The sequence below is a fragment of the Pseudomonas sp. R11-23-07 genome (assembly GCF_003852295.1).
GTDB lineage: Bacteria > Pseudomonadota > Gammaproteobacteria > Pseudomonadales > Pseudomonadaceae > Aquipseudomonas.
This window is the reverse complement of the sequence record NZ_CP027761.1, coordinates 2,292,089-2,316,681: the sequence shown is the minus strand read 5'-3', so window position 1 is coordinate 2,316,681 and position 24,593 is coordinate 2,292,089. Positions and strand designations below refer to the sequence as shown.

Genomic DNA, 24,593 nt, shown 5'->3' with positions numbered 1-24,593 from the left:
ATCCCCCATGAACCCTACTTCTCATATCGCCCTTGGGCGCCTGGTGCTGGGCCTGGCCTTTGCTGCCGCCCTGCCCGTCCAGGCCGACGACACCACCCTGACCGGCGACTGGGGCGGCCTGCGCCGTGAACTCGACGAACGCGGCGTGCGTTTTACCGGCGACTACAGCGGTGAGACCGCCTACAACGCCCACGGCGGCCAGCATCGCTCGGCGCGCTATTCGCAGAATCTCAAACTCGGTGCGCAGTTCGACCTGGGCAAGCTCTACGGTTTCACCCATGGCGACCGCATCCAGCTGACCGTCAACGATCGGCGCGGCAACAGCGCCTCCGATGACCTGGTGGGCAACCGCCTGCCGATCCAGGAAAATTATGGCGGCCTGTATACGCGCCTCACCGAACTGAGCTATGAGCGCACGCTGTTCACCCCGGGGCTCAACATCAAGCTCGGCTACATGGCCATGGGCAATGACCTCGGCGGCCTGGACAGCGGCATCCTGTGCAATTTCATGAACGCCGGTTTCTGCGGGCATCCGCTGAACATGTCGGGCGGCAGCGGCTGGGCCAACTACCCGAACGCGCACCTGGGCGCGCGGGTTAAATACGACTTTTCGCCGAGCTGGCAACTGCGCGTGGCGGCGTTCAATGTCGACCCGTCCAGCAACGGTAATTCCAGCCGCGCCTGGCACCTGGGGCCCAAGCACACCACCGGCACCGTGGTGCCCATCGAGCTGATCTACAAACACGCCGGCAGCCTGCCGGGGGAATACAAGCTGGGTTACTACTACGACAGCTCCGATGTAAAACGCATCGGCAGTGATAAGGAGGTCAGCGGTCGCGGCGGCCATTACCTGTTGATCGATCAAGCCGTGTGGGCTTCCCGGTCATCCCAGGGCCGCAGCCTGCACGCCTTCGGTCAGTATTCGGCGGCCAGCGAGGCGGCGTCACCGTTCAGCAAGTGGTATGGCGCCGGAGTGGTGCTGTACAAACCGTTCGAGGGCCGCCCGCATGACACCATCGCCCTGGGCTATGGCCGCGCAGTGCCGAACCCGCGCAGTCGCGACGTACAGGCGCTTGCGGCGTTCAATGCCGACCGGCCCTACCCTGGCCTCGACAGCGCCGAGCAGTTGATCGAACTCAGTTATGGCTATCAGGCCACGCCCTGGCTGACCCTGCGGCCGGACGTGCAATACATCATCGAACCCGGCGCGTTTTCCGGGCAGAGCATCGACAATGCACTGATTCTGGGTTTGCAAGTCAAGGCGGTGTTCTAAGCCTCGCCTTTCTGGTACTGCCTCGGCGTACACCCGTACTCACGACGAAACACCGTGTGCAGGTATTGCGCCGATGTAAACCCGCAGGTCTGCGCGATATCGGCAATCGCCAGCGCCTGGTTTTCCAGGCCCTTGGCGGCGGCGGCGAGTTTGAAGCGCAGGATCTCATCGTGCACGCTGCACCCGCGCACCTTGCGAAAGTGCGACTCCAACGATGAACGCGACACCCCGACATACGCCGCCACCTGCGCGGTCTTGATGCCCTGGCACGCATACTGGCGAATGAACAGCAGGGCCTGCATCACATAGGGATTGCCCAACGGTTGATGCAGGCTGGAGGCCTGCACGTTGATCGCGTCCGGCGGCACCAGCACCTGCGTACCTGCACAGGGTTTGCCATGCAGCATCTGGTGCAGCAGCGCGGCGGCGGTGCGGCCCATGGTCTCGGTGCCCTGGATCACCGAACTGAGCGGCACCCGCGTCAGGGTGCGGGTCAACGGGTCATTGTCGATACCGATCAGCGCCACTTCCTCAGGCACTGCAATGCCCGCCGTCAGGCAAGCTTGCAGCAGTTGCCGGGCGCGGGCATCGGTCACCGCAATAATGCCGATGGGCTTGGGCAGGCTGTGCAGCCAGGCGATCTGCTGCTCCACCGCGCTGTCCCATAACGGCGCGCTGGTACCCAGGCCACGGTACACCTCGACATGCAGGCCATCGCGCTGCATCAAGCGGCGAAAGGCCTTCTCACGCTCCTGGGCCCAGCGATTGGCCTGGGCTTCGGGCAGGCTGAAACAGGCAAACCGCGTCAGCCCGGCCTCGATCAGGTGCTCGTAGGCCAACTTCATCAACGCATGGTTATCGGTCGCCACATAGGGAATGCCCTTGGGGTATTGGCCGGCGTCCTCATACGAACCGCCCACCGCCACCACCGGTATTCGGCTCCCGGCCAACGCCTCGCCGATCAGCGGGTCATCGAAGTCGGCGATGATGCCGTCGCCCTGCCAACGCTCGATGCCGCGCAACCGGCAGAGAAAATCTTCTTCCAGAAACAAATCCCAGGACGCCCGGGTGCTGCTCAGGTAATTGCCGATGCCGGCGATGATGCCACGGTCGTAGATTTTGCTGCCGTTGAAGAGCAAGGCGATGCGGTGAACGGGCGGTAGGGTTTTCATTGTTTTTGTCCTGGGGCCGGTTGAGACAGACTAGACCTGACTGCACAAAATCGCACCATCCCTTGGTGATTTTCATAATCAGCAGCCCCAGTGCCGTTGCTAGTATCCAGACACCGCCAAGAACAATAAGGAAAACGCCATGCCGTACTTCCCCGGTGTCGAGCAGGTTCGCTTCGAAGGTCCTGCCAGCGATGCCCCTCTCGCCTTTCGCCACTACGACGCCAACAAGTTGATCCTCGGCAAACCCATGCGCGAGCACCTGCGTATGGCCGCCTGTTACTGGCACACCTTTGTGTGGCCAGGGGCGGATATGTTTGGCGTGGGCACCTTCAAGCGACCGTGGCAGCGCAGCGGTGATCCGATGGAGTTGGCCATCGGCAAGGCGGACGCGGCCTTCGAGTTCTTCTCCAAGTTGGGCATCGATTACTACAGTTTTCACGATACCGATGTGGCGCCCGAAGGCAGCTCGCTCAAGGAATATCGCAACCACTTTGCGCAGATGGTCGATCACCTGGAGCGTCATCAGGAACAGACCGGTATCAAGCTGCTGTGGGGCACCGCCAATTGCTTCAGCAACCCGCGGTTTGCCGCCGGTGCCGCGAGCAACCCCGACCCAGAGGTGTTCGCCTACGCCGCTGCCCAGGTGTTCAGCGCGATGAATGCCACGCTGCGGCTCAAGGGCTCCAACTATGTGCTGTGGGGCGGCCGTGAAGGCTATGAAACCCTGCTCAATACCGACCTCAAGCGCGAGCGTGAACAGCTCGGCCGGTTCATGCGCATGGTGGTGGAACACAAACACAAGATCGGCTTCAAGGGCGACCTGTTGATCGAGCCCAAGCCCCAGGAGCCGACCAAGCACCAGTACGATTACGACAGCGCCACGGTGTTCGGCTTCCTGCATGAGTACGGCCTGGAACACGAGATCAAGGTGAACATCGAGGCCAACCACGCGACGCTGGCCGGGCACAGCTTTCATCATGAGATCGCCACCGCCGTGTCCCTGGGGATTTTCGGCAGCATCGACGCCAACCGTGGCGACCCGCAGAACGGCTGGGACACGGACCAATTCCCCAACAGCGTCGAGGAAATGACCCTGTCCACCTATGAGATTCTCAAGGCCGGCGGGTTCAAGAACGGCGGCTACAATTTCGATTCCAAAGTCCGCCGCCAGAGCCTGGACGATGTGGACCTGTTCCACGGCCATGTAGCGGCTATGGATGTACTGGCCCTGGCCCTGGAACGCGCGGCGGCGATGGTGCAGAACGACCGGCTGCAGCAGTTCAAGGACCAGCGTTATGCCGGCTGGGACCAGCCGCTGGGCAAAGCCGTATTGGCGGGCGAGTTCAGCCTGCAATCCCTCGCCGAACACGCGTTTGCCAACGAACTGGACCCGCAGGCCGTGAGTGGGCGCCAGGAGATGCTGGAGGGTGTGGTCAACCGGTTTATCTACACCTGACTGTGGCGAGGGAGCTTGCTCCCGCTGGGTCGCGAAGCGGCCCCGTCTACAGGTTCTGCGGTTTACCTGATATACCGAGGTGTCTGGTTTTGGGGCTGCTTCGCAGCCCAGCGGGAGCAAGCTCCCTCGCCACAGTGTCTTTCCAACAACAATAAAAGGACGCACCACCATGAAGTCATTCAAACGTACCCTGCTCGCCACCGCCCTGGCCCTGCTCGCCCTGCCGGTGATGGCCGACTCGGCGCACCCGAAAATCGGTTTTTCCATCGACGACCTGCGCCTGGAACGCTGGTCCCGAGACCGCGATTACTTCGTCGCGGCGGCGGAAAAGCTGGATGCCAAGGTGTTCGTGCAATCGGCCGATGCGAACGAGCAGAAGCAGATCTCGCAGATCGAAAACCTCATCTCCCGTGGCGTCGACGTGATCGTTATCGTGCCGTTCAATGCCACGGTGTTGACCAACGCGGTCGCTGAAGCCAAGAAGGCCGGGATCAAAGTCGTGTCTTACGACCGGCTGATCCTCAACGCGGACATCGACGCCTACATTTCCTTCGATAACGAAAAGGTCGGCGAAATGCAGGCCAACGGCGTGCTGCAAGCGGCGCCCAAGGGCAATTACTTCCTGCTCGGCGGCGCGCCCACCGACAACAACGCCAAGGTGCTGCGCGAAGGCCAGATGAAAGTGCTGCAGCCGGCCATCGACAAGGGCGATATCAAGATTGTCGGCCAGCAGTGGGTCAAGGAATGGAACCCCACCGAGGCGCTGAGCATCGTCGAGAACGCCCTGACCCGCAATAACAACAAGATCGACGCCATCGTCGCCTCCAACGATGCCACCGCCGGCGGTGCGATCCAGGCCCTGGCCGCGCAGAAGCTGGCAGGCAAAGTGCCGATTTCCGGCCAGGATGCTGACCTGGCGGCGATCAAGCGCGTGATCGACGGTACCCAGACTATGACCGTCTACAAGCCGCTCAAGTTGATCGCCACCGAGGCGGCCAAACTGTCGGTGCAGTTGGCGCGCAATGAAAAGCCCACCTACAGCTCGCAATACGACAATGGCAGCAAGCAGGTCGACACCATCCTGCTCACGCCGACGCCGCTGACCAAGGCCAACATCGACGTGCTGGAGAAGGACGGGTTCTACACCAAAGAGCAGATCGCCGGGCAATGACCGCTATGGCCGCCGACTACCTGCTGCAAATGAACGGCATCGTCAAAAGCTTTGGCGGTGTCAACGCCCTCGACGGCATCGACATCAAGGTACGGCCGGGGGAATGCGTCGGCCTGTGTGGCGAGAACGGCGCCGGCAAATCCACCTTGATGAAGGTGCTGTCGGCGGTCTACCCGTATGGCACCTGGGAGGGCGAGATCCTCTGGGACGGGCAGCCGCTCAAAGCCCAGTCGATCAGCGAAACCGAGGCCGCCGGCATCGTCATCATCCACCAGGAATTGACCCTGGTGCCCGACCTGTCGGTGGCCGAGAACATCTTCATGGGCCACGAGCTGACCCTGCCCGGTGGGCGCATGAATTACCCGGCGATGCTGCACCGCGCCGAGGCGTTGATGCGCGAACTCAAGGTGCCGGACATGAACGTCGCGCTGCCGGTGTCGCAGTACGGCGGCGGCTACCAGCAACTGGTGGAGATCGCCAAGGCCCTCAACAAACAGGCGCGCCTGCTGATCCTGGACGAGCCCTCCTCGGCCCTGACCCGCTCGGAGATCGAGGTGCTGCTCGACATTATCCGCGACCTCAAGGCCAAGGGCGTGGCCTGTGTGTATATCTCGCACAAGCTCGATGAAGTGGCCGCCGTGTGCGACACCATTACAGTGATTCGCGATGGCAAGCACATAGCGACCACCGCCATGGCCGACATGGACATCCCACGGATCATCACGCAGATGGTCGGCCGCGAGATGAGCAACCTCTACCCCACCGAACCCCACGAGGTGGGCGAGGTGATCTTTGAAGCGCGCAACGTCACCTGCTACGACGTCGACAACCCCAGGCGCAAACGCGTCGACGATATTTCGTTTGTACTCAAGCGCGGTGAAATCCTCGGCATCGCCGGGCTGGTGGGCGCCGGGCGTACGGAACTGGTGTCGGCGCTGTTCGGCGCCTACCCCGGCCGCTACAGCGCCGAGGTATGGCTGGAGGGCCAGGTGATCGACACGCGCACGCCGCTCAAGTCGATCCGCGCAGGGCTGTGCATGGTGCCCGAGGACCGCAAGCGCCAGGGCATCATTCCCGACCTGGGCGTGGGCCAGAACATCACCCTGGCGGTGCTTGACACCTACGCCCACCTGACCCGCATCGACGCCGAGGCCGAACTGGGCAGCATCGATCAGCAGATCGCCCGCATGCACCTCAAGACAGCCAGCCCGTTTCTGCCGATCACCAGCCTGTCCGGTGGCAATCAGCAAAAAGCCGTGCTGGCGAAAATGCTGATGGCCAAGCCCAAGGTGCTGATCCTCGATGAGCCCACGCGCGGGGTGGATGTGGGCGCCAAGTACGAGATCTACAAACTGATGGGCGCGCTGGCAGCCGAGGGGGTGTCGATCATCATGGTGTCGTCGGAGCTCGCTGAAGTGCTCGGCGTGTCCAACCGCGTGCTGGTGATCGGCGACGGCCAGTTGCGGGGTGATTTCATCAATCAGGGGCTCACCCAGGAACAGGTGCTCGCCGCTGCGCTCAGCCAAAACAATAATGATCGGAAGACCGCGTAGATGAATCAGGTCAAACACCTTTTCACCCGCTACAAAATGCTCGCCCTGGTGATCGCCGTGGCGTTCATCTGGCTGTTTTTCAGCTGGCAGACCGACGGCGGCTTCCTCACGCCACGCAACCTGTCCAACCTGCTGCGGCAGATGTCGATCACCGGGATCCTGGCGTGCGGCATGGTGCTGGTGATCATCAGCGGCGAAATCGATTTGTCGGTGGGTTCGTTGCTCGGTTTGCTGGGTGGGCTGGCGGCGATCCTGGATGTGGTGTACCACATCCCGCTGCTGGCCAACCTGAGCCTGGTGGCGTTATGCGGCCTGATGATCGGCCTGGCTAACGGCTACATGACCGCCTACCTGCGCATCCCCTCGTTCATTGTCGGCCTGGGCGGGATGCTGGCGTTTCGCGGGATCCTGCTGGGGATCACCGGCGGCACCACCATCGCGCCGGTGTCGCCGTCGCTGGTGTACGTCGGCCAAGGCTACCTGCCGCACACCGTGGGCATCGGCCTGGGTGCAGTGCTGTTCGCGCTGACCCTGTTCCTCACCTGGAAACAACGGCGCAACCGCGCCCTGCATGGCCTGGCCGCGCACTCCCTGCTACGCGACGTACTGCGCGTGGTGCTGATCGGCGCGGTGCTGGCCGGGTTTGTCACCACCCTCAACAGCTACGACGGCATCCCGGTGCCGGTGTTGCTGCTGCTGGTGCTGCTCGGCGTGTTCAGCTACGTCACCAGCCAGACCGTCTTCGGCCGCCGCGTGTATGCGGTGGGCAGCAATATGGAAGCCACGCGGCTGTCCGGCATCAACGTGCAGGCGGTGAAACTGTGGATCTTCGGCATCATGGGCGTGATGTGCGCCCTCGCCGGCCTGGTCAACACCGCCCGCCTGGCCGCCGGCTCACCGTCGGCGGGCAATATGGGCGAGCTGGACGCCATCGCAGCGTGCTTCATCGGCGGCACCTCGATGCGCGGCGGGTCGGGCACGGTATATGGCGCCTTGCTCGGGGCGTTGGTGATTACCAGTTTGGATAACGGCATGTCGATGCTGGATGTGGACAGTTACTGGCAGATGATCGTGAAAGGCAGCATCCTGGTGCTGGCGGTGTGGGTGGATGTGAGTACACGGGCGGGACGCCGGTAGACCCTGTGGGAGGGGGCTTGCTCCCGATGGCGGATTGCCAGTCGATATTCATTCAGCTGATACACCGCTATCGGGGGCAAGCCCCCTCCCACATTGTCCTCATTTTTCCACGGGGATGATCGTTCCAACGCGGGAGCGTGGAAACGATCGGTGTCTGCGGTCAATCCTTCTCGACCAGAGCAGTGTTGCCGTCCCATCCGCCACCCAGCGCCGCAATCAATTGCACGCTCGCCACCAGCCGCGACTGCAGCAAGGTCAATACCGTGCGCTCGTTGCTCAAGGCCGTTGCCTGCACCGTGACCACGTCCAGATAAGCGATCAACCCGGCCTTGTACTGGTTCTCGGTCAACCGCAACGACTCGCGCGCAGCCTCCAGCGCTTCGTTGCTGACTACCGCTTCGTCCGCCAGCACCTTGAGCTGCACCATGTAGTTTTCCACTTCGCGGAACCCATCCAGCACGGTCTGACGGTACTTGGCCACGGTCTCGTCATAACTGGCCACGCTGCGGTCGACTTCCGCCGAGCGCTGGCCGCCGTCGAACAGGGTCATAGCCAGCTTCGGGCCCACCGACCAGAAGCGGTTTGGCAGGCTGATCCAGTCTGCATAGGTGCTGCTGGAATAGCCCCCCGCCAGGCTCAAGGTCAAGTCGGGGTAATAGGCAGCCTTGGCTACGCCGATATTGGCGTTGGCCGCAATCACCGAGCGTTCCGCCGAGGCAATATCCGGACGACGCTCCAACAGGTGCGACGGCAGGCCGACGGGAATCTGCGGCAGTGCCGGGATGTCTTTGCTCACGGCCAGGCTGAAATTGGCCGGCGCTTCACCGATCAGTACTGCAATGGCGTTTTCCAATTGCGCGCGCTGCCAGATCAGGTCGATCAGGCTGGCTTGGGTGGTCTTGAACTGGGTTTGCGCCTGGGCGATGGCGTCCTTGCCGGCCACACCGGCGCGGTATTGGTTTTCGGTCATTTGCAGCGAGCGCTGGTAGGTGTCCAGCGTGGCTTGCAACAAGCGTGTCTGTTCGTCCATGACCCGTAACTGCAAATAGCTCTGCACCAGCTCCGACTGTTGGCTCAGGCGCATTGCGGCCAGGTCGGCCGAGCTGGCCTCGGCGCTGGCTTCGTTGGCCTCCAGGCCCCGACGCAATTTGCCCCAGATATCGGCTTCCCAGCTCACGCCCAACTGCGCATTGAGGGTGTCGCGAATACCACTGCTGGAACTGCTGAGGCTGGCGCTGCTGCTACCGGTGCCCTGGCTGGCGCGGGTTTTACCGACGCTCAGGTCGACGCTGGGGTAAAACGCCCCGCGAGCACTGCGTACCAGTGCCTGGGCCTGGCGAAAGCGCGCCTCGGCCTGGGCGACGGTCTGGTTGGAGGTGTTGAGGCGTACCACCAGGTCGTTCAGTTGGTGATCGCCGTACAGCTCCCACCATGCGCCACGGGCCAGGGAATCGCTTGGATTGGCCTGGCGCCAGCCCTGGGCTTGCTTGAATTGTGCCGGTTCGACCACGGTCGGCCGCTGGTAATCAGGACCGATGGCGCAGGCGCTGAGTAGCACACCAGAGATAACCAGGGTAAGCACCCTCATACCCTTGCCGAGACTCGCGCTGTGGCGAGGGAGCTTGCTCCCGCTGGAGGGCGGAGCACTCCCAGGCGCTTTTGGGGCCGCTGCGCAGCCCAGCGGGAGCAAGCTCCCTCGCCACAACAAGCGGGAGCCTACCGGTGAGGGATTGGTTGAATCGGTCATAGCGCAGTGTCCAGGGCAGCATCGGTACGCACGCCGCGCCAGGCATTGAAGCGGTGGCGCGCGCGGTCAAGATAGAGGTAAACCACCGGAGTGGTGTAAAGGGTCAGGATCTGGCTGAACACCAGGCCGCCGATAATGGTCAGGCCCAAAGGCTGGCGCATTTCCGCGCCGTCGCCGGCGCCGAGCAGCAATGGCAAGGCCCCGAGAATCGCCGCCAGGGTGGTCATCAGGATCGGCCTCAGGCGCAGCAGGCAGGCGCTGCGAATCGACTCCAGCGGGCTCATGCCGTCATGACGCTCAAGCTGCAGCGCCAGGTCGATCATCAGGATCGCGTTTTTCTTCACCACCCCGATCAGCAGGAACAGCCCCAGCAGGGAGATCAGGCTGAACTCCCCGCCCAGCAGGTAGATAGACAGCAACGCGCCCACCCCGGCCGACGGCAAGGTCGACAGAATCGTCAGCGGGTGGATATAGCTTTCATACAGAATGCCCAGCACCAGGTACACCGCCACCAGCGCGCCGAGAATCATGAACGGCTGGCCTTTCTGGGTCGCGGCGAACGCGTCGGCGGTGCCGGCCATCTTGGCGATCACGTCTTCCGGCAGGCCGACCTTGGCAATCGCGCGCTCGATGGCGGCGGTGCCCTGCTCCACCGTGACGCCGGGCGCCATGTCGAACGCGATGTTTTCCGAGGCGAACTGCCCTTCATGGCTGACGCGGTCATCGGCCAGGCTGTTCTCATAATGGGCAATGGTTGACAGCGGCACCCGCGCGCCATCGGCGGTGATCACCTGCACCTGGTTAAGGGTGATCGGGTCCTGGGCATATTTGGGGTTGACCTCCATCACCACCTGATACTGGTTGAGGCTGTCGTAGATCGTGGAAATCTGCCGCTGGCTGTAGGCGTTATTCAGCACCGAGGTGACCATGTCCATGTCGATACCCAGGCGCTTGGCCTGGTCGCGGTCGACGATCAGCGTGACCTGGGCCGCGCCGCGTCCTTCGCGGGCGTCGATGGCGGTCAGCTCCGGCAGCTCACGCATGGCGGCCACCACTTTCGGGTACCACAGGCGCAATGCGGCCAGGTCACCGCTTTGCAGGATGTAGGAGTACTGCGCGCTGGTCTGGTCGCGGCTGCCGCCAAACTGCAGGTCCTGGTCGGCCATCAGGAACAGCCGCCCGCCCGGCACCAGCGGCACCTCCTTGCGCAAGCGCTCGATCACCGCCTGGGCCGAGACCTTGCGCTCACCGATGGGTTTGAGGCGCACCAGCATCACCGCATTGTTGATGCCGCTGTTGCCGCCGATAAAGCCAGCCACGCTGAGCACCGCCGGGTCCTTGAGCACGGCCTGGCGAAAAATTTCCATCTTCGGCTGCATCACATTGAACGACAGCCCGTCATCGCCGCGCACAAAACCGATCAACTGGCCGGTGTCCTGCTGGGGCATGAAGGTTTTCGGCACTACCACGTACAGCGCGATGTTCACGCCCACGGTGACCAGCAGGCTGAGCAGGGTCAGGCGTCGATGGCGCAGCACCCAGTCCAGGCTGGTGGCATAGGCGGCGACCATGCGCTCGTTAATGCGGTGGCTCCAGCGCTGCAACCCGGTCATCTGCCCTTTGACATGGGGCTTGAGCCAGCGCGCGCAGAGCATCGGGGTCAGGGTCAGCGACACGATCAGCGAGACGATGATCGCCGCCGACAAGGTGATGGAAAACTCACGAAACAGGTTGGTGACAATGCCGCCCATGAACAGGATGGAGAGAAACACCGCCACCAGCGATACGTTCATCGACAGCAAGGTAAAGCCGACTTCCTCGGCGCCCAGGTAGGCGGCCTTCATCGGCGGCACGCCCTCGTCGATATGCCGGGAAATGTTCTCCAGCACCACAATGGCATCGTCCACCACCAGGCCGGTGGCCAGGATCAGCGCCATCAGCGAGAAGTTGTTCAACGAAAACCCGTACAGGTACATCACCGCAAAAGTGCCCACCAGCGACACCGGCACCGCCAGGGTGGGGATCAACGAGGCGCGGAAGTTGCCCAGGAACAGGTACACCACCAGCACCACCAGGGCCACGGCGATCAGCAGGGTCATTTCGGCTTCGTGCAAGGTGGCGGTGATGACCGGCGAACGGTCCATGGCCAGGTTGAGCTTGACGCTGGACGGCAACACCGCCTGCAACGCCGGCAACTGCGCCTTGATCTGCCGCACCGTCTCGATGATGTTGGCGCCGGACTGGCGGTTGATCACCAGCAGCACTGCCGAATCATTGTTGAAAAAACCGCTGTTGTAACGGTCTTCGACGCCATCGCTGATCTTCGCCACATCGCTCAGGCGCAGCGCCGCACCGTTCTGGTAGCGAATCAGCAGCGGCTCATAGTCCTTGGCCTTTTCCAACTGGTCATTGGCCTGGATCTGCCAGTTACGCTCGCTGTCTTCCAGGGAGCCCTTAGGCCGGCGCTGGTTGGCGTTGGCGATGGTATTGCGCACATCGTCCAGGGCCACGCCGTACTGGTCGAGGGCCTTGGGCTCCAGTTCGATGCGCACGGCCGGCAGCGAACTGCCGCCGATCTGCACTTCGCCCACCCCCGGCACCTGGGACAGGCTCTGGGACAGGATGGTCGAGGCCAGGTCGTACAGCTGGCCCTTCTGCAGCACGTCCGAGGTCAGCGACAGCACCATGATCGGCGCCTGGGACGGGTTGATCTTCTTGTACGTGGGCATGCTGCGCATGCCGCTGGGCAGCAGGTTGCGCGACGCATTGATCGCCGCCTGCACTTCCCGCGCCGCGCCGTTGATATCCCGGTCGGAATCGAAAGCGAGGATCACCCGCGTAGAGCCCTGGCTCGATGAACTGCTCATGGTGGTGATGCCGGCAATCGCACCGAACGAGCGCTCCAGCGGCGTGGCCACGGTAGACGCCATCACCTCGGGGCTGGCGCCGGGCAAGCTGGCCGACACCACGATCACCGGGAAGTCGATCTGCGGCAACGGCGACACCGGCAGCAGGTTGAAGCTGACGCCGCCGAGCAGCATGATCGCCAGGCTCAGCAGCATCGTGGCTACCGGCCGGCGAATGAACGGTCCGGACAGGTTCATGACTCAACCGGCTCCAGGCTCTGTGGCTCTTTGCGCCAGCGCCGTCCCAACCGATCGAAATACAGGTAGATCACTGGCGTGGTGAACAGCGTCAACACCTGGCTCACCAGCAACCCGCCGACCATCACCAGGCCCAGGGGCTGGCGCAGCTCGGCACCGGAACCGCTGGCCAGCATCAACGGCACCGCACCGAACAAGGCGGCCAGGGTGGTCATCAGGATCGGCCGGAAGCGCAGCAGCGCCGCCTGGTAGATGGCGGTCTGCGGGTCCAGGCCCTGGTTGCGCTCGGCGTCGAGGGCGAAGTCGATCATCATGATCGCGTTCTTCTTGACGATACCGATCAGCAAAATGATGCCGATGATCGCGATCATGCCCAGGTCATTGCCACTGAGCAGCAAGGCGAGCAAGGCACCCACCGCCGCCGAGGGCAAGGTCGAGAGAATGGTGATCGGGTGGATATAACTCTCGTAGAGCACGCCGAGCACGATGTACATGGTGACCACCGCCGCCAGGATCAGCAGCAAGGTGCTCGACAGCGAGGCCTCGAACGCCTGGGCCGCGCCCTGGAACTGGGTCTGCACACCGACCGGCATGCCGATGTCCTTCTGGGTCTGGTTGATCAGCTCCACGCCTTTGCCCAGCGCAACGCCGGGGGCCAGGTTGAACGACATCATCACCGCCGGGAACTGGCCGATATGGGCAATCGCCAACTGTGCCTGGCGCTGCTCCACATGGGCCAGGCTCGACAGCCGTACCTGGCCGCCGTCGGTGGTCTTCACATGGATCTGGTTGAGCGCGGCCGGGCCCAAGGTTTCGCCCGATTGGACCTGCAATACCACGCGGTACTGGCTGGCCTGGGTGTAGATGGTGGAAATCTGCCGTTGGCCGAAGGCGTCGTACAGCGCGTCGGTGATGGTCGAGACGCTGACGCCCAGGCGCGAGGCGGCATCGCGGTCGATCACCAGGTATACCTGCAGGCCTTTGTCCTGCAGGTCACTGGCCACGTCGGTGAGTTCCGGCAACTGGCTGAGGGCATGCACCAGTTTGTCGCTCCACAGGGCCAACAGCTCGGCGTGCGGCGAGGACATGCTGAATTGGTACTGGGTGCGGCTGACACGGTCTTCAATGGTCAGGTCCTGCACCGGCTGCATGAACAGGCGGATGCCCACCAGCTTGTCGATTTCCGGTTGCAGGCGAGCGATCACCTGCATCGCGCTCAAGTCGCGCTGCCCGTGGGCCTTGAGGTTGATCAGCAAGCGGCCGCTGTTGAGCGTGGCGTTATCACCGTCCACGCCAATGTAGGACGACAGGCTTTCAACCGCCGGATCGGCCAGGATGATCTTCGCCAGTTGCTGCTGGCGCTGGCTCATCGCCGCAAAGGAGATCGACTGCGGCGCCTCGGAAATGCCCTGGATGACCCCGGTATCCTGCACCGGGAAAAAGCCCTTGGGCACCACCAGGTACAGCACTACCGTAAGACCCAGGGTGGCGATGGCCACCAGCAAGGTCAGCGGCTGGTGCTTGAGCACCCACTGCAACTTGCGCCCGTAGGCTTCGATCAGCCAATCGATCCAGGCGCCGCTGGCCTTGTAAAAGCGGCCCTGCTCCTCTTCTTTCGGCTCACGCTTGAGCAAGCGCGCGCACATCATCGGCGTGAGCGTGAGGGACACCACCAGGGAAATCAGGATCGCCACGGCCAGGGTAATGGCGAACTCGCGGAACAGGCGCCCGACCACGTCGGCCATGAACAGCAGCGGGATCAGCACGGCGATCAGCGACAGGGTCAGGGAAATCAGGGTGAAGCCGATCTGTTTGGCGCCCTTGAGCGCGGCGGCCATGGGCGTCTCGCCTTCCTCGATGTAGCGGGAGATGTTCTCCAGCATCACGATGGCATCGTCCACCACGAACCCGGTGGCAATGGTCAGGGCCATCAACGTCAGGTTATTGACCGAGAACCCCGCCAGGTACATCACGCCAAAGGTGCCGATCAGCGACAGCGGCACGGCGATGGATGGAATAAGCGTGGCGCTGACTCGGCGCAGGAACAGGAACGTGACCATTACCACCAGGACAATGGCGATCAGCAATTCGTGCTGCACGTCTTTCACCGACGCGCGGATGGTCTGGGTGCGATCGGTGAGCACCGTCACGTCCAGCCCCGCCGGCAGGTTGTCGGTGATGCTCGGCAGCAGCGCCTTGATACGGTCCACCACCTCGATCACGTTGGCGCCCGGCTGGCGCTGGATATTGAGCAGCACGGCCTGGTTTTCATTGGCCCAGGCGGCAAGGCGCTCGTTTTCGGCGCCGTCGACAATTTGCGCCACGTCTTTAAGGCGCAGCGGCGCGCCGTTGCTGTAGGCCAGAATGAGCTCGGCATATTGCTGGGGCGAGACCAACTGGTCGTTCGCGTCGAGCATCGACACCCGGGTGGGGCCGTCGAAATTGCCCTTGGGCTGGTTGACGTTGGACGCGGCGATCAAGGTGCGCACGTCCGACAGGTTCAAGCCGTTGGCCGCCAGGGCCTCGGGGTTGACCTTGATGCGCACGGCCTGGCGCTGGCCACCGGCGATGCTGACCATGCCGACACCGCTGATCTGCGCGATCTTTTGCGCCATGCGCGTGTCGACCAGGTCATTGAGCTTGGGCAGCAGCATGGTCTTGGAGGTGATGGCCAACGTCAGTACCGGGGTATCCGCCGGGTTGACCTTGTTGTACACCGGCGGCGCCGGCAAATCCTTGGGCAGCAAGTTGGTGGCGGCGTTGATCGCGGCCTGTACCTGTTGCTCGGCGACATCCATGTTGATGTCGAGGTTAAAGCGCAGGGTCAGCACCGACGCGCCGCCGGAGCTGGTGGACGCCATTTGGGTCAGGCCGGGCATCTGCCCGAACTGGCGCTCCAGCGGCGCGGTGACTGCGCTGGTCATCACGTCGGGGCTGGCGCCGGGGTACAGCGTCATCACCCGAATCGTCGGGTAGTCCACCTGGGGCAAGGCCGACACCGGCAACAGGCGATAGGCGATGAGGCCGGCCAATACAATGGCCAGCATGCTCAGCGTGGTGGCGACCGGGCGAAGGATGAACAGGCGCGACAGGTTCATGCGCCGACCTTTTGCGCCTTGCCGCCGTCAGTGCCGGTCTCCCCTTTTGCCGCGGGCTTGCCTTGCAGGTGTTCGGTCGGGGTGGTCGGCACGTCGCTGCTGTCGTTGACCACTTCGATTTCACTGCCGTCCTTGAGACGGTCGGTGCCTTCCATGACCACCCGATCACCTGCCGCGAGGCCTTGCTTGATCACGGTGTTGTCGCCATCGGTGTCGCCCACCACCAGCGGCTGGACCTTGACCTTCTTGTCGCCATCGAGCTTGTAGACGAAGGTGCCGTTGTTACCGAACTGGATCGCAGCGGAAGGTGCCAGTACCACGTTGTGCAGGGTGTCGGCCAGCAGATGCACATTGACGAACTGATTGGGGAACAGCGCCTGATCCTTGTTATCGAAGCGCGCCTTGAATTTCAGGGTGCCGGTGGTCACGTCGATCTGGTTGTCCAGGCTTTGCAGCACGCCCACCGCCTGCTTTTTCGCGTCGCCACGGTCCCAGGCTTCCACCGGCAGTTTGTTGCCGGCGTGGTAACGGGCCAGCACGGTTTCCAGGGTATTTTCCGGCAGGGTGAAGGCCACGCTGATCGGCTGGGTCTGGGTGATCACCGCGAGGGCGGTGGTGTCGTTGGCGGCCACCAGGTTGCCGACATCGAGCTGACGCAGGCCGACGCGACCGGCAATCGGCGCGCGGATCTTGGTGAATTCAAGGTTCAGCTTGGCATCGTCGACCGCGCCCTGGTTGGTCTTGACCGTGCCCTGGTACTGCATGACCAGCGCTTCGGCGGTGTCCAGGGTCTGCTTGGCGATGCTGTCCTGGGCGTACAGGCCGCGATAACGCTCGACGTCGACCTGAGCGTTTTTCAGCTGGGCCTGGTTCTGCAGCAACGTGCCCTGGGCCTGGAGCAAGGCGTTCTGGTAGCTGCGCGGGTCGATTTCCGCCAGCAAGTCGCCGGCCTTGACCATCTGCCCTTCTTCAAAGGCGATCTTCACCAGCTCGCCGCCCACCCGGCTGCGCACATTAATGGTGTTGAGCGCCGTCACCGTGCCCAACGCCTTGTAGTACACCGGAAAATCCCCCAGCGCCACCGATGCCACACGCACCGGAATCGGGCCGGTAGCACCGCCGAAACCCGGGCGCGCCATGCCGGTTTTACCGGTGTGCCCGGCCGGAGCGTCCTTATGGGCTGCGCTGCCGGGCCAGAATTTCCAGCACAGGCCGGCGATAACCAGCAGCACGAGCAGGCCGAACAGCCAGCGACGGGAGTTGCGGGGGGAGGATTGCATGGAGTGATCAACCATTGGGCGCGAGAGCTTCTTCTTTGGGAGGCTGAAAGATAAGCACTGGGGTGCGTTTAGAAAAGCACCTTTACCGGCTATTTACCTTGGGCTTACAACTTTTAACTGTTGATCTTAGTCCGCCGGCTATTTCGCTAAACCGCTGACGCTCAAATAAAAACGGCCTGGACTAGGCCAGGCCGCAATCATGCATCATACGTGTTACTGCCAAACGACAGTCACGCGCAGATACAGTTACTTCAACACAGCCAGGGCGGCGTCGTAGTTTGGCTCTTCAGCGATTTCCTTGACCAACTCGCTGTGCAGCACAGTGTCGTTTTCGTCCAGCACCACCACCGCGCGAGCGGTCAGGCCCTTGAGCGGGCCGTCGGCAATCGCCACACCGTAATCAACGGCGAAATCCGAATCGCGGAAGTCGGACAGGTTCTTCACGTTTTCCAGGCCTTCGGAACCGCAGAAACGCGCCTGGGCGAATGGCAGGTCGGTGGAGATGCACAGCACCACGGTGTTTTCCACATCGTTGGCCTGGGCGTTGAACTTGCGCACCGAGGTCGCGCAGGTTGGGGTGTCAACGCTTGGGAAGATGTTCAGCACTTTGCGCTTGCCGGCAAAGGTGGCCAGGGTGGCGTTGGACAGATCGCCGGCGGTCAGGGTGAAGTCTGCAGCTTTGGCGCCGACTTTCGGCAGTTCGCCTTCAACCTGGACCGGGTTGCCTTTGAGGGTAACTTGAGCCATGAACGGAATCCTTATGCTGGGTTTTGGTTAAACGAAATCGAGAGGCCGAAGTTAACCACAAAGTCCGTTGGCTACCTACCGCCAGACACAAATTGTCATGCCATCTGGTTGTGGTTTAATTGCGCGCTTTTCGCCTGCCCTTCAAGGAAATCAACGCCGATGAATCATCCCGCCACCAAAGTCCTGGTCATCGGTTACGTCTGGCCGGAGCCGCGTTCTTCGGCTGCCGGCGGGCATATGATGCAAATTCTGCAGAGTTTTCTTACACAAGGTTGGGACATAACCTTCAGCAGCCCGGCCACCATCGGCGAGCACAAGGCCGACTTGCCGGCGCTGGGCATCCGTGAATGCGCCATTGAGCTCAATAACAGCAGCTTCGACGACTTCATCCGTGAGCTGGCGCCGGACATCGTGCTGTTCGACCGCTTCATGATGGAAGAACAGTTCGGCTGGCGCGTGGAAAAAGGCTGCCCCGACGCCCTGCGCGTGCTGGAAACCTCCGACCTGCAAAGCCTGCGCGACGCCCGGCAGGTGCGGCTCAAGGCGGCGCTCAAAGCCGATCCGGAGGGTGACGACTTTACCGCCCTGTTCGCCCCGGACCTCGAGCAAGAATTCCAACGGATGGCCGACACTGACCTGGCCAAACGCGAAATTGCCGCGATCTACCGCTGCGACATCAGCCTGATGATCTCCGACGTGGAAATCCGCCTGCTCACCGAGCAGTTCAAGGTGCCCGCCGCCCTGCTCCACTGGTGCCCGTTGATGATGGAGCCGCCAACCGCAGCCTTTGCGCCGTTCGAAGACCGCGCGCACTTTCTCAGCATCGGCAACTTCCGCCACGCGCCCAACTGGGACGCGGTGCTGTGGATGAAGCACAGCCTCTGGCCGCTGATCCGCCAGCAATTACCGGGCGCCCAGTTGCACATCTACGGCGCCTACACCCCGCCCAAGGCCACCGCCCTGCACAACCCGACGCAGGGCTTTCATGTGATGAACTGGGCCGAAGATGCGCTGCAAGTGATGACCGCTGCGCGTATCTGCCTGGCGCCGCTGCGCTTTGGTGCGGGGATCAAAGGCAAGTTGGTCGACGCGATGCTGTGCGGCACGCCCAATGTCACCACCCCGATCGGCGCCGAGGCCATGGGCGATGACCAGCCCTGGCCGGGCGTGATCGAACACGACGCCCCGGCTCTGGCTTCTGCCGCCGTGAGCCTCTACCAGGACCGCGAGCGCTGGACCGAGGCCCAGGAACACGGTCGCCAGCTTCTGGCCCGGCGTTATGACCAGGCTACTCATGGGCCCGCTCTGGTAGCGTGCCTGGAGCAATGCCGCGGCAACCTCGCCGCCCATCGCAGGGACAACTTCACCGGCAGCATGCTGCGCCATCATGCGCACAAGAGCACCCAGTACATGTCCCAGTGGATCGAAGCAAAAAACCGCAGCCTTTAACGCGCGACGCTGGCAGGGTCGCGCGCAACGGGGCATTATCCTACGCGGCACCCACAATAAAGCGACGGCAACATGACCCGAGCAACGCGCATCACCGACCCTTCCTACGAGTTGATGGACGACCATAACGGCCTGTCCATCATCTATCGCCAGCACGGCTTTCCCTGCCCGCTGGTGCGCTGGCACTTCCATAAGGAATACGAGCTGCACCTGATCGTCGCCAGCTCCGGCAAAGTGTTCATTGGCGACTACATCGGCAACTTCTATCCCGAAAGCCTGTTCCTGACGGGCCCCAATCTGCCACATAACTGGATCAGCCAGGGGGAGGCCGATGAGACAGTCCCCAAGCGCGACATGCTGGTGAACTTTACCGACGAGTTGCTGGAAAACGGCAGTCAGATCTTCACTGAACTCAGAAGCCTGGCGCCGCTGCTCGAACGCGCCCAGTACGGCATTGAATTCCGCTGCAAAACCACCATCGCACGAGCCATGGATCTGATGCAGCGCATCGAAGACACCCAGGGCATGGCGCGGCTGGGGCACTTCTTTATCTTGCTGGAAGTACTGAGCGCCTGCGAGGACTACCATCTGCTGTCGGGTGCCACTACACCGCAGCTGGCCGATGAGCACAGCATCGACCGCACCAACCGCGCGGTGGATTATATCTTTGCCCACTACGCCCGCGAGCTACCGTTGGAGGAAGTGGCAGACTACCTGGGCATGAAGCCCACCTATTTTTCCCGCGTGTTCAAACAGGCTACCGGGCGCACGTTTATCGAGTTCGTCAACCGGCTGCGCATCAGCAAGTCCTGCGAGTTGCTGGCCGATGGCGACAAGGCGGTGACGGATGTGTGCTTTGAGTCGGGCTTCAATAACATTTCCAACTTCAACCGGCGCTTTCAGCAGCTCAAGGGCATGACCCCATCGCACTATCGGCGCCTGGCCGTACAACGGTTGACTGAGCGTAACCAGGCCTGAGCCTGACGCAACCACTCGTCGCTTCTGTCAACTTTGACAGCTATCCGCTCTGCTGCCAGGGGTGTGTGATTTCCTTGCCCGGTCTCACCACTGTACAAGGAGCGCCCACGATGAAAGAACCAACGTCCTCCAACCTGCCCATTCCCCTGTGTGAATTTCCGCCCCACCAGCCCGCATCGCCCTCCGCCGTCAACCTTGACCCGCCTTACGTCAACGGCGCACTGCAGCCGAATCTGGATGCTGACGTAGGATTGGGCATTCGACAGATCGATCCGTGGCTGATTGTGAGTTTTGAAAAATGGTCGAACTTCAATGTCGGTGACATCTATAAATTTTTCGCCGGCAGTACCAACTACGCCTTGGGTGCAGGCGAGGTTTACCCGGAAGATTTGTACAAGGACCGTGTGCAGTTGGTCATTCCCGCATCGCTGGTGCCCGAAGGCACGATTTATCCCTGCTTCGGTGAAGTGATCAGAGTGGGCAGCGCCACGCCCAGCACATCCCCACCTCAGACCTGGTACACCAAAACCTCACGGCCAGGTGGTCGCAGCATCTACCCATGGTTCCACTCGAACCTGGTGATACACCTGCCTGAAGACCTGCAATACACGCCGCTGGACGCCGAGCGTGCCAAGGCAGGAGTGGACTTGACCTGTGACTTTTATCCGTTCTGCACGGTCGGCGACACTATTGAAGTGTGGTGGAACGGTATCGCTGTTTTTCAAAAAATCGATCAGCAACACGTTGATGGCACCAAGCCCATCATCGTGCATGTACCTGAACAAACGATTATTTCAGGGGGCAGCGGCGCAGTCTCGATTCTCTTCCGGGTGTTTGACCGCGTACTCAACTATTCCGGGGAAGACCCGCAGTGGTCGAAGGTGGTCAAGCTGGAGACCGACCTTGAACCCGGTTTGCTTGATCGGCCGCACTTCGTGGTCGGCGATGAGTCCGTCGACGAGCTGAATTTTGATACCCATGGAGACGAGGTGTTCACCGCGGAAATGGTCGTTCCTCGGACGCTACCCGCTACGCCCAATGATACCGCCAGACCTACCCCCGCCGGCGCGCTGATCCATGTAACCCTGACCCAGTTTTACCCGGATGGCTCATCCAGCGTGGTGACGCTGCCTGGTTTTCCTGCACGCATCGGCCTTTCGTCCTCCATCGTGCTGGACAATAAGTACCTTGAAGACGTGATCGATGGCCAACTGCGCATCGAATATATCCTGACAACGGCCAGCGGCGCCTTCCTGCGCGCTTCTCGACGCCTGAGTATTCGCGTGTTCGGCACGAAAAAAATGATGCCCCCGATGCGAATCGAGCAGGACGAGGGCGGCCTGATTGATCCGGAACACCCTTTCATCAGAGCCATTTTCCCGGTCTACAGCCCTTACGCCCCCAGCAACAGCGTGACCTTTCGCATGGAAGCACCGCGACCTGGCGGCGGACTGATTGAATACGAAGAAACCGTGAATGCCGGCGCCCCACCGCCACCTGACCGCTTTCGCATCGTACTGCAGGAGGATTTTGCGCCCTTCATTGGCGTGGGACCGGTCAAGGTCTACTACCTCGTCAATGACCATCAAATGCGCGCGCTTGGCCCAGGCGTACAGACGGTGCGCAAGTCCGAAGTGTTGGAAGTCATTTTCGGATCGGTCGTCGCCGAGTTGCCGGCGCCGCAATTGCAGTATGTCGACGTGTTCGACAACCTGGACCCTGCCAGCGTGATCGGAGGTCAGCTCAAGCTGACGTTGCCCTACACACGCACGTTCCCTGGGGACAAGTTCATCTGGGCATGGCTGGGCGCCAACGCCAACGGAACCACTGGAGGGGAAGTCGAACTCTATTCCGACACGGCCGGCAAGCCGGTAGTGGTCCTGGTGGACGAAGCGTTCGTCATTGCCAATGACAATAAGGAAATCCGCCTGAGCTACGCCTTGGCACCCAAGGACGGCAGCCGGCGCCGTTATTCGGAGCGCCGGACCATTACCGTGGGCCAGGCGCTGACCCTCAAGCGTCCCGAGGTCGTGCAGGCCACGCGCTATCCCGACCAGTTGGCGGCGGTGGCCGCGATAAAGGGCGCGACTGTCGTCGTCGAGTACCCGCAGATGCTGCCTTCCCATCACGTTCGCTGTTGCTGGACCGGCATTGCGGACATCGGCACTTACTGCGAGACCCAATACGGTAGCTCTTCGAAAGTCCTGCACTTTGATATTGACCCGGAGGTGGTGGGCGCCAACATCCAGGCCCAGGGACACGTCATCCACGTGCAGTACTTCGTCATGCGGGGCGAGCACGAGTCCCCTTCGCCTGTGCTGGCCCTGGAGTTGTTGCCACCGCCGCTGCCTGAACCCTACATAGAAGGCCACTCCTATGATGGCGTGCTGAATATCGGCACATTGAACGGTACCGAACGCGCCATTGAAGACCGCTGGCACTTCAGTCATCGGTTCCAGAGAATGTGGTTCGAGATGTCCGGCACCTACGCTGACGGTTATCCCTTCTATCACACTTTTTACACGGCAGACCTGGTGACACAGGACGGCGAATTGAACGGTATTCGGCCACCGGCGCCGGTCGCTGAATTGCGCAAGCTCAAGGACGGTTCGCCACTGAACATGCGCTTCGGGGTAACGTTCGACCGCAGCGCCGAGCTGGCCAATGCGGTCTGGTTCAAGGAGCGGCGCTATACCATTCAGGCCTTGCCCGCGCAGTTCCCGGTGCCGACGCTGATCGAGGCAACCGGCTCCGGCACACTGGTCACCCTGGCCCCCTTGAACGCACAGTACGGGGCGCATGTGCAAGTGTCCACCAGCCCGATGTATACCAGCGACGTCATCTTCGTGGAGATCGTGGGTAAAACCGCTGCAGGCTCGGCAGTGATCGGGCCGAAGTATGGCGAAACCGATGGCACCGTCATCGTCGACGTGCCCGCTTCAGTGATCGCCGCGAATATCGGCAACACGCCTACGCAGTTCACGATCAGGTATACGGTGACACGAGGCGGGCAAACCCGGCCCTCGGTACCGCTCACGGTCAATCTTGAAAGCCTGCCGCTGAGCGAACTGAGAAAAACCGTGATTCGTATCGATCAAGCATCCGCCAGCGGCGTGATCGATGTGGACGCCCTGCCCGGCAACGCCACCGCAAGGGTGACGACCTTCCCATTCATTGCCCCACACCTGCCCGTATGGCTGTATTTGTACGGTTTCAGAGCCGACGGTACGCCGCATAACCTGACCCTGATGAATGGTTCGAACAAGGCCGAGGTCGACTCGGCCTGGATCAGCCAGGGTTATCACCTGGAAACCGTATTGATCAATTACCTGCGAGACCTTGGCAATCGCAGCCAGCTGACCCTGCAATTCAAAGCGGCGCTCAATGGCGTAAGGGATGAATTGCAAGCGATTGAATTTCCACCCACCCGTTACACGCTGCAAAGCGTGATGATCAAGGAGTGCACGACGTTCAATGACAATTACATGAACTACTGGCTCAGTGAATGGCCGGACGCAGGCATTCGCCGCGAGTCGAATGGCAACTATTTCTGGCAGTCGACACCGACTACCGGCAGGGGCGTCAGTCTGTACAAAGTGCTGACGCCCGCCGCCGAGGGCTACTACCGCGTCAGCTTCCGCTACAGGATCAGCAAGTTTGCCGCGATTGGGGCGCCGACCTTTGTCGAGATTCATCTGGGCACGTTGAAATGGACGCAAAACGTGCCCACGTTGAATACCTGGCTCAGCGTCAATGTGCCGCTCGGTTATTTGCCCGGCAAACCGTTCGAGGCCTCCGTTTCGGTCAGAAACCCGACCACCGGCGGGGTGTATGACATCGATGATATCTGTATCACACAGACGCCGTATCCGACCGTGATGTAGAGGTGAAAAAGGGATCGGTACCTGGGTACCGATCCCTTTTCAATGGCTTGCTGCGGCTTGAAAATGTTGGGGACAGGCAGTTCCGTCAGGGTCTTACACAGGTACGCACGGACTCATCGAACTCCAGCCCGGCCGGGCAGTTAAACGGGTATTGAATATACCGCTGGATGTTGGCGTTATAAACACACCGATGGTATCCACCTACCACATTGGTGCTTTTGAAATAGCCTTCTTTCGTACATGCCGGTTCTCGTGATGCCAACGGCGATTCGGTGCTACAAGCGCTGATAAAACCTGCAATCATCAAGACTAATAGGGCTTTATTGCTTTTGAGGTCTACACGGAAAGGATTCATAAACATCTCCAGGTTGGTGTATGCCACGCCATTAACTCCCCGTTGTTTTTCTGCGTCTACTGTCAGAATTAACAGGTGAGCGCGCCATGACGCTGCGCTACCGCCGTGCCCGTGCAGTGCAAAAAAGTATCAGTCTCAGTGCTCCCAAGGATTTGTCACCGGCGCATTTGAGGGCTGTAATCAACGCAC

The 24,593-nt window shown here is 61.6% G+C and carries 15 protein-coding genes; 8 read left to right on the top strand and 7 right to left on the bottom strand.

Annotated elements, in window-relative coordinates; genetic code table 11:
* Nucleotides 1-7: 7 nt before the first annotated feature.
* Nucleotides 8-1,273 (top strand): carbohydrate porin, encoded by a 1,266-nt coding sequence (locus C4J84_RS10650; protein ID WP_124370401.1) that lies wholly within the window; start codon nucleotides 8-10, stop codon nucleotides 1,271-1,273.
* On the opposite strand, the gene C4J84_RS10645 is transcribed toward C4J84_RS10650, so the two are convergent.
* A complete protein-coding gene (locus tag C4J84_RS10645; protein WP_124370400.1) occupies nucleotides 1,270-2,445 on the bottom strand; it encodes a XylR family transcriptional regulator in 1,176 nt (391 codons plus the stop codon). The two genes, C4J84_RS10650 and C4J84_RS10645, sit on opposite strands and share 4 nt — an antisense overlap.
* 139 nt (nucleotides 2,446-2,584) lie before the next feature.
* Between C4J84_RS10645 and xylA the strand changes: the two genes are divergently transcribed.
* The 4 genes from xylA to C4J84_RS10625 all read left to right on the top strand — a co-directional run bounded on the left by xylA (nucleotide 2,585) and on the right by C4J84_RS10625 (nucleotide 7,762).
* A complete protein-coding gene (xylA, locus tag C4J84_RS10640; protein ID WP_124370399.1) occupies nucleotides 2,585-3,901 on the top strand; it encodes a xylose isomerase in 1,317 nt (438 codons plus the stop codon).
* Nucleotides 3,902-4,070: 169 nt separating this feature from the next.
* Entirely contained in the window at nucleotides 4,071-5,072 is a 1,002-nt protein-coding gene (gene xylF / locus C4J84_RS10635; protein ID WP_124370398.1) for a D-xylose ABC transporter substrate-binding protein, read from the top strand.
* Complete coding sequence (gene xylG, locus C4J84_RS10630) at nucleotides 5,069-6,625, top strand: D-xylose ABC transporter ATP-binding protein (RefSeq protein ID WP_124406942.1); 1,557 nt, start codon at nucleotides 5,069-5,071, stop codon at nucleotides 6,623-6,625. Before xylF ends, xylG begins: the two co-directional genes overlap by 4 nt.
* Nucleotides 6,626-7,762, top strand: a complete 1,137-nt coding sequence (locus C4J84_RS10625; RefSeq protein ID WP_124435296.1) for a sugar ABC transporter permease — start codon at nucleotides 6,626-6,628, stop codon at nucleotides 7,760-7,762.
* Between the two features lie 160 nt (nucleotides 7,763-7,922).
* Here C4J84_RS10625 and C4J84_RS10620 read toward each other — a convergent pair whose 3' ends face one another.
* The 5 genes from C4J84_RS10620 to tpx all read right to left on the bottom strand — a co-directional run bounded on the left by C4J84_RS10620 (nucleotide 7,923) and on the right by tpx (nucleotide 17,738).
* Nucleotides 7,923-9,350 (bottom strand): efflux transporter outer membrane subunit, encoded by a 1,428-nt coding sequence (locus C4J84_RS10620; protein WP_124435295.1) that lies wholly within the window; start codon nucleotides 9,348-9,350, stop codon nucleotides 7,923-7,925.
* Nucleotides 9,351-9,505: 155 nt separating this feature from the next.
* Complete coding sequence (locus C4J84_RS10610) at nucleotides 9,506-12,613, bottom strand: efflux RND transporter permease subunit (RefSeq protein WP_124370395.1); 3,108 nt, start codon at nucleotides 12,611-12,613, stop codon at nucleotides 9,506-9,508.
* Nucleotides 12,610-15,711, bottom strand: a complete 3,102-nt coding sequence (locus C4J84_RS10605) for an MdtB/MuxB family multidrug efflux RND transporter permease subunit (RefSeq protein ID WP_124435294.1) — start codon at nucleotides 15,709-15,711, stop codon at nucleotides 12,610-12,612. The genes C4J84_RS10610 and C4J84_RS10605 overlap by 4 nt, the downstream gene beginning before the upstream one ends.
* Nucleotides 15,708-17,006 (bottom strand): MdtA/MuxA family multidrug efflux RND transporter periplasmic adaptor subunit, encoded by a 1,299-nt coding sequence (locus C4J84_RS10600; RefSeq protein WP_124435293.1) that lies wholly within the window; start codon nucleotides 17,004-17,006, stop codon nucleotides 15,708-15,710. The genes C4J84_RS10605 and C4J84_RS10600 overlap by 4 nt, the downstream gene beginning before the upstream one ends.
* 231 nt (nucleotides 17,007-17,237) lie before the next feature.
* The gene (tpx, locus tag C4J84_RS10595) at nucleotides 17,238-17,738 is read right to left on the bottom strand and encodes a thiol peroxidase (protein ID WP_124370392.1); all 501 of its coding nucleotides are present in this window, start codon (nucleotides 17,736-17,738) and stop codon (nucleotides 17,238-17,240) included.
* Nucleotides 17,739-17,897: 159 nt separating this feature from the next.
* Between tpx and C4J84_RS10590 the strand changes: the two genes are divergently transcribed.
* The 3 genes from C4J84_RS10590 to C4J84_RS10580 all read left to right on the top strand — a co-directional run bounded on the left by C4J84_RS10590 (nucleotide 17,898) and on the right by C4J84_RS10580 (nucleotide 24,049).
* Entirely contained in the window at nucleotides 17,898-19,187 is a 1,290-nt protein-coding gene (locus C4J84_RS10590; RefSeq protein ID WP_124435292.1) for a glycosyltransferase, read from the top strand.
* A 72-nt stretch (nucleotides 19,188-19,259) separates the two neighbouring features.
* The gene (locus C4J84_RS10585) at nucleotides 19,260-20,165 is read left to right on the top strand and encodes an AraC family transcriptional regulator (protein ID WP_124435291.1); all 906 of its coding nucleotides are present in this window, start codon (nucleotides 19,260-19,262) and stop codon (nucleotides 20,163-20,165) included.
* A gap of 110 nt (nucleotides 20,166-20,275) precedes the next feature.
* A complete protein-coding gene (locus tag C4J84_RS10580; protein ID WP_124435290.1) occupies nucleotides 20,276-24,049 on the top strand; it encodes a hypothetical protein in 3,774 nt (1,257 codons plus the stop codon).
* A gap of 85 nt (nucleotides 24,050-24,134) precedes the next feature.
* On the opposite strand, the gene C4J84_RS10575 is transcribed toward C4J84_RS10580, so the two are convergent.
* Nucleotides 24,135-24,431 (bottom strand): chitin binding peritrophin-A domain-containing protein, encoded by a 297-nt coding sequence (locus C4J84_RS10575; RefSeq protein ID WP_124435289.1) that lies wholly within the window; start codon nucleotides 24,429-24,431, stop codon nucleotides 24,135-24,137.
* Nucleotides 24,432-24,593 lie beyond the last annotated feature (162 nt).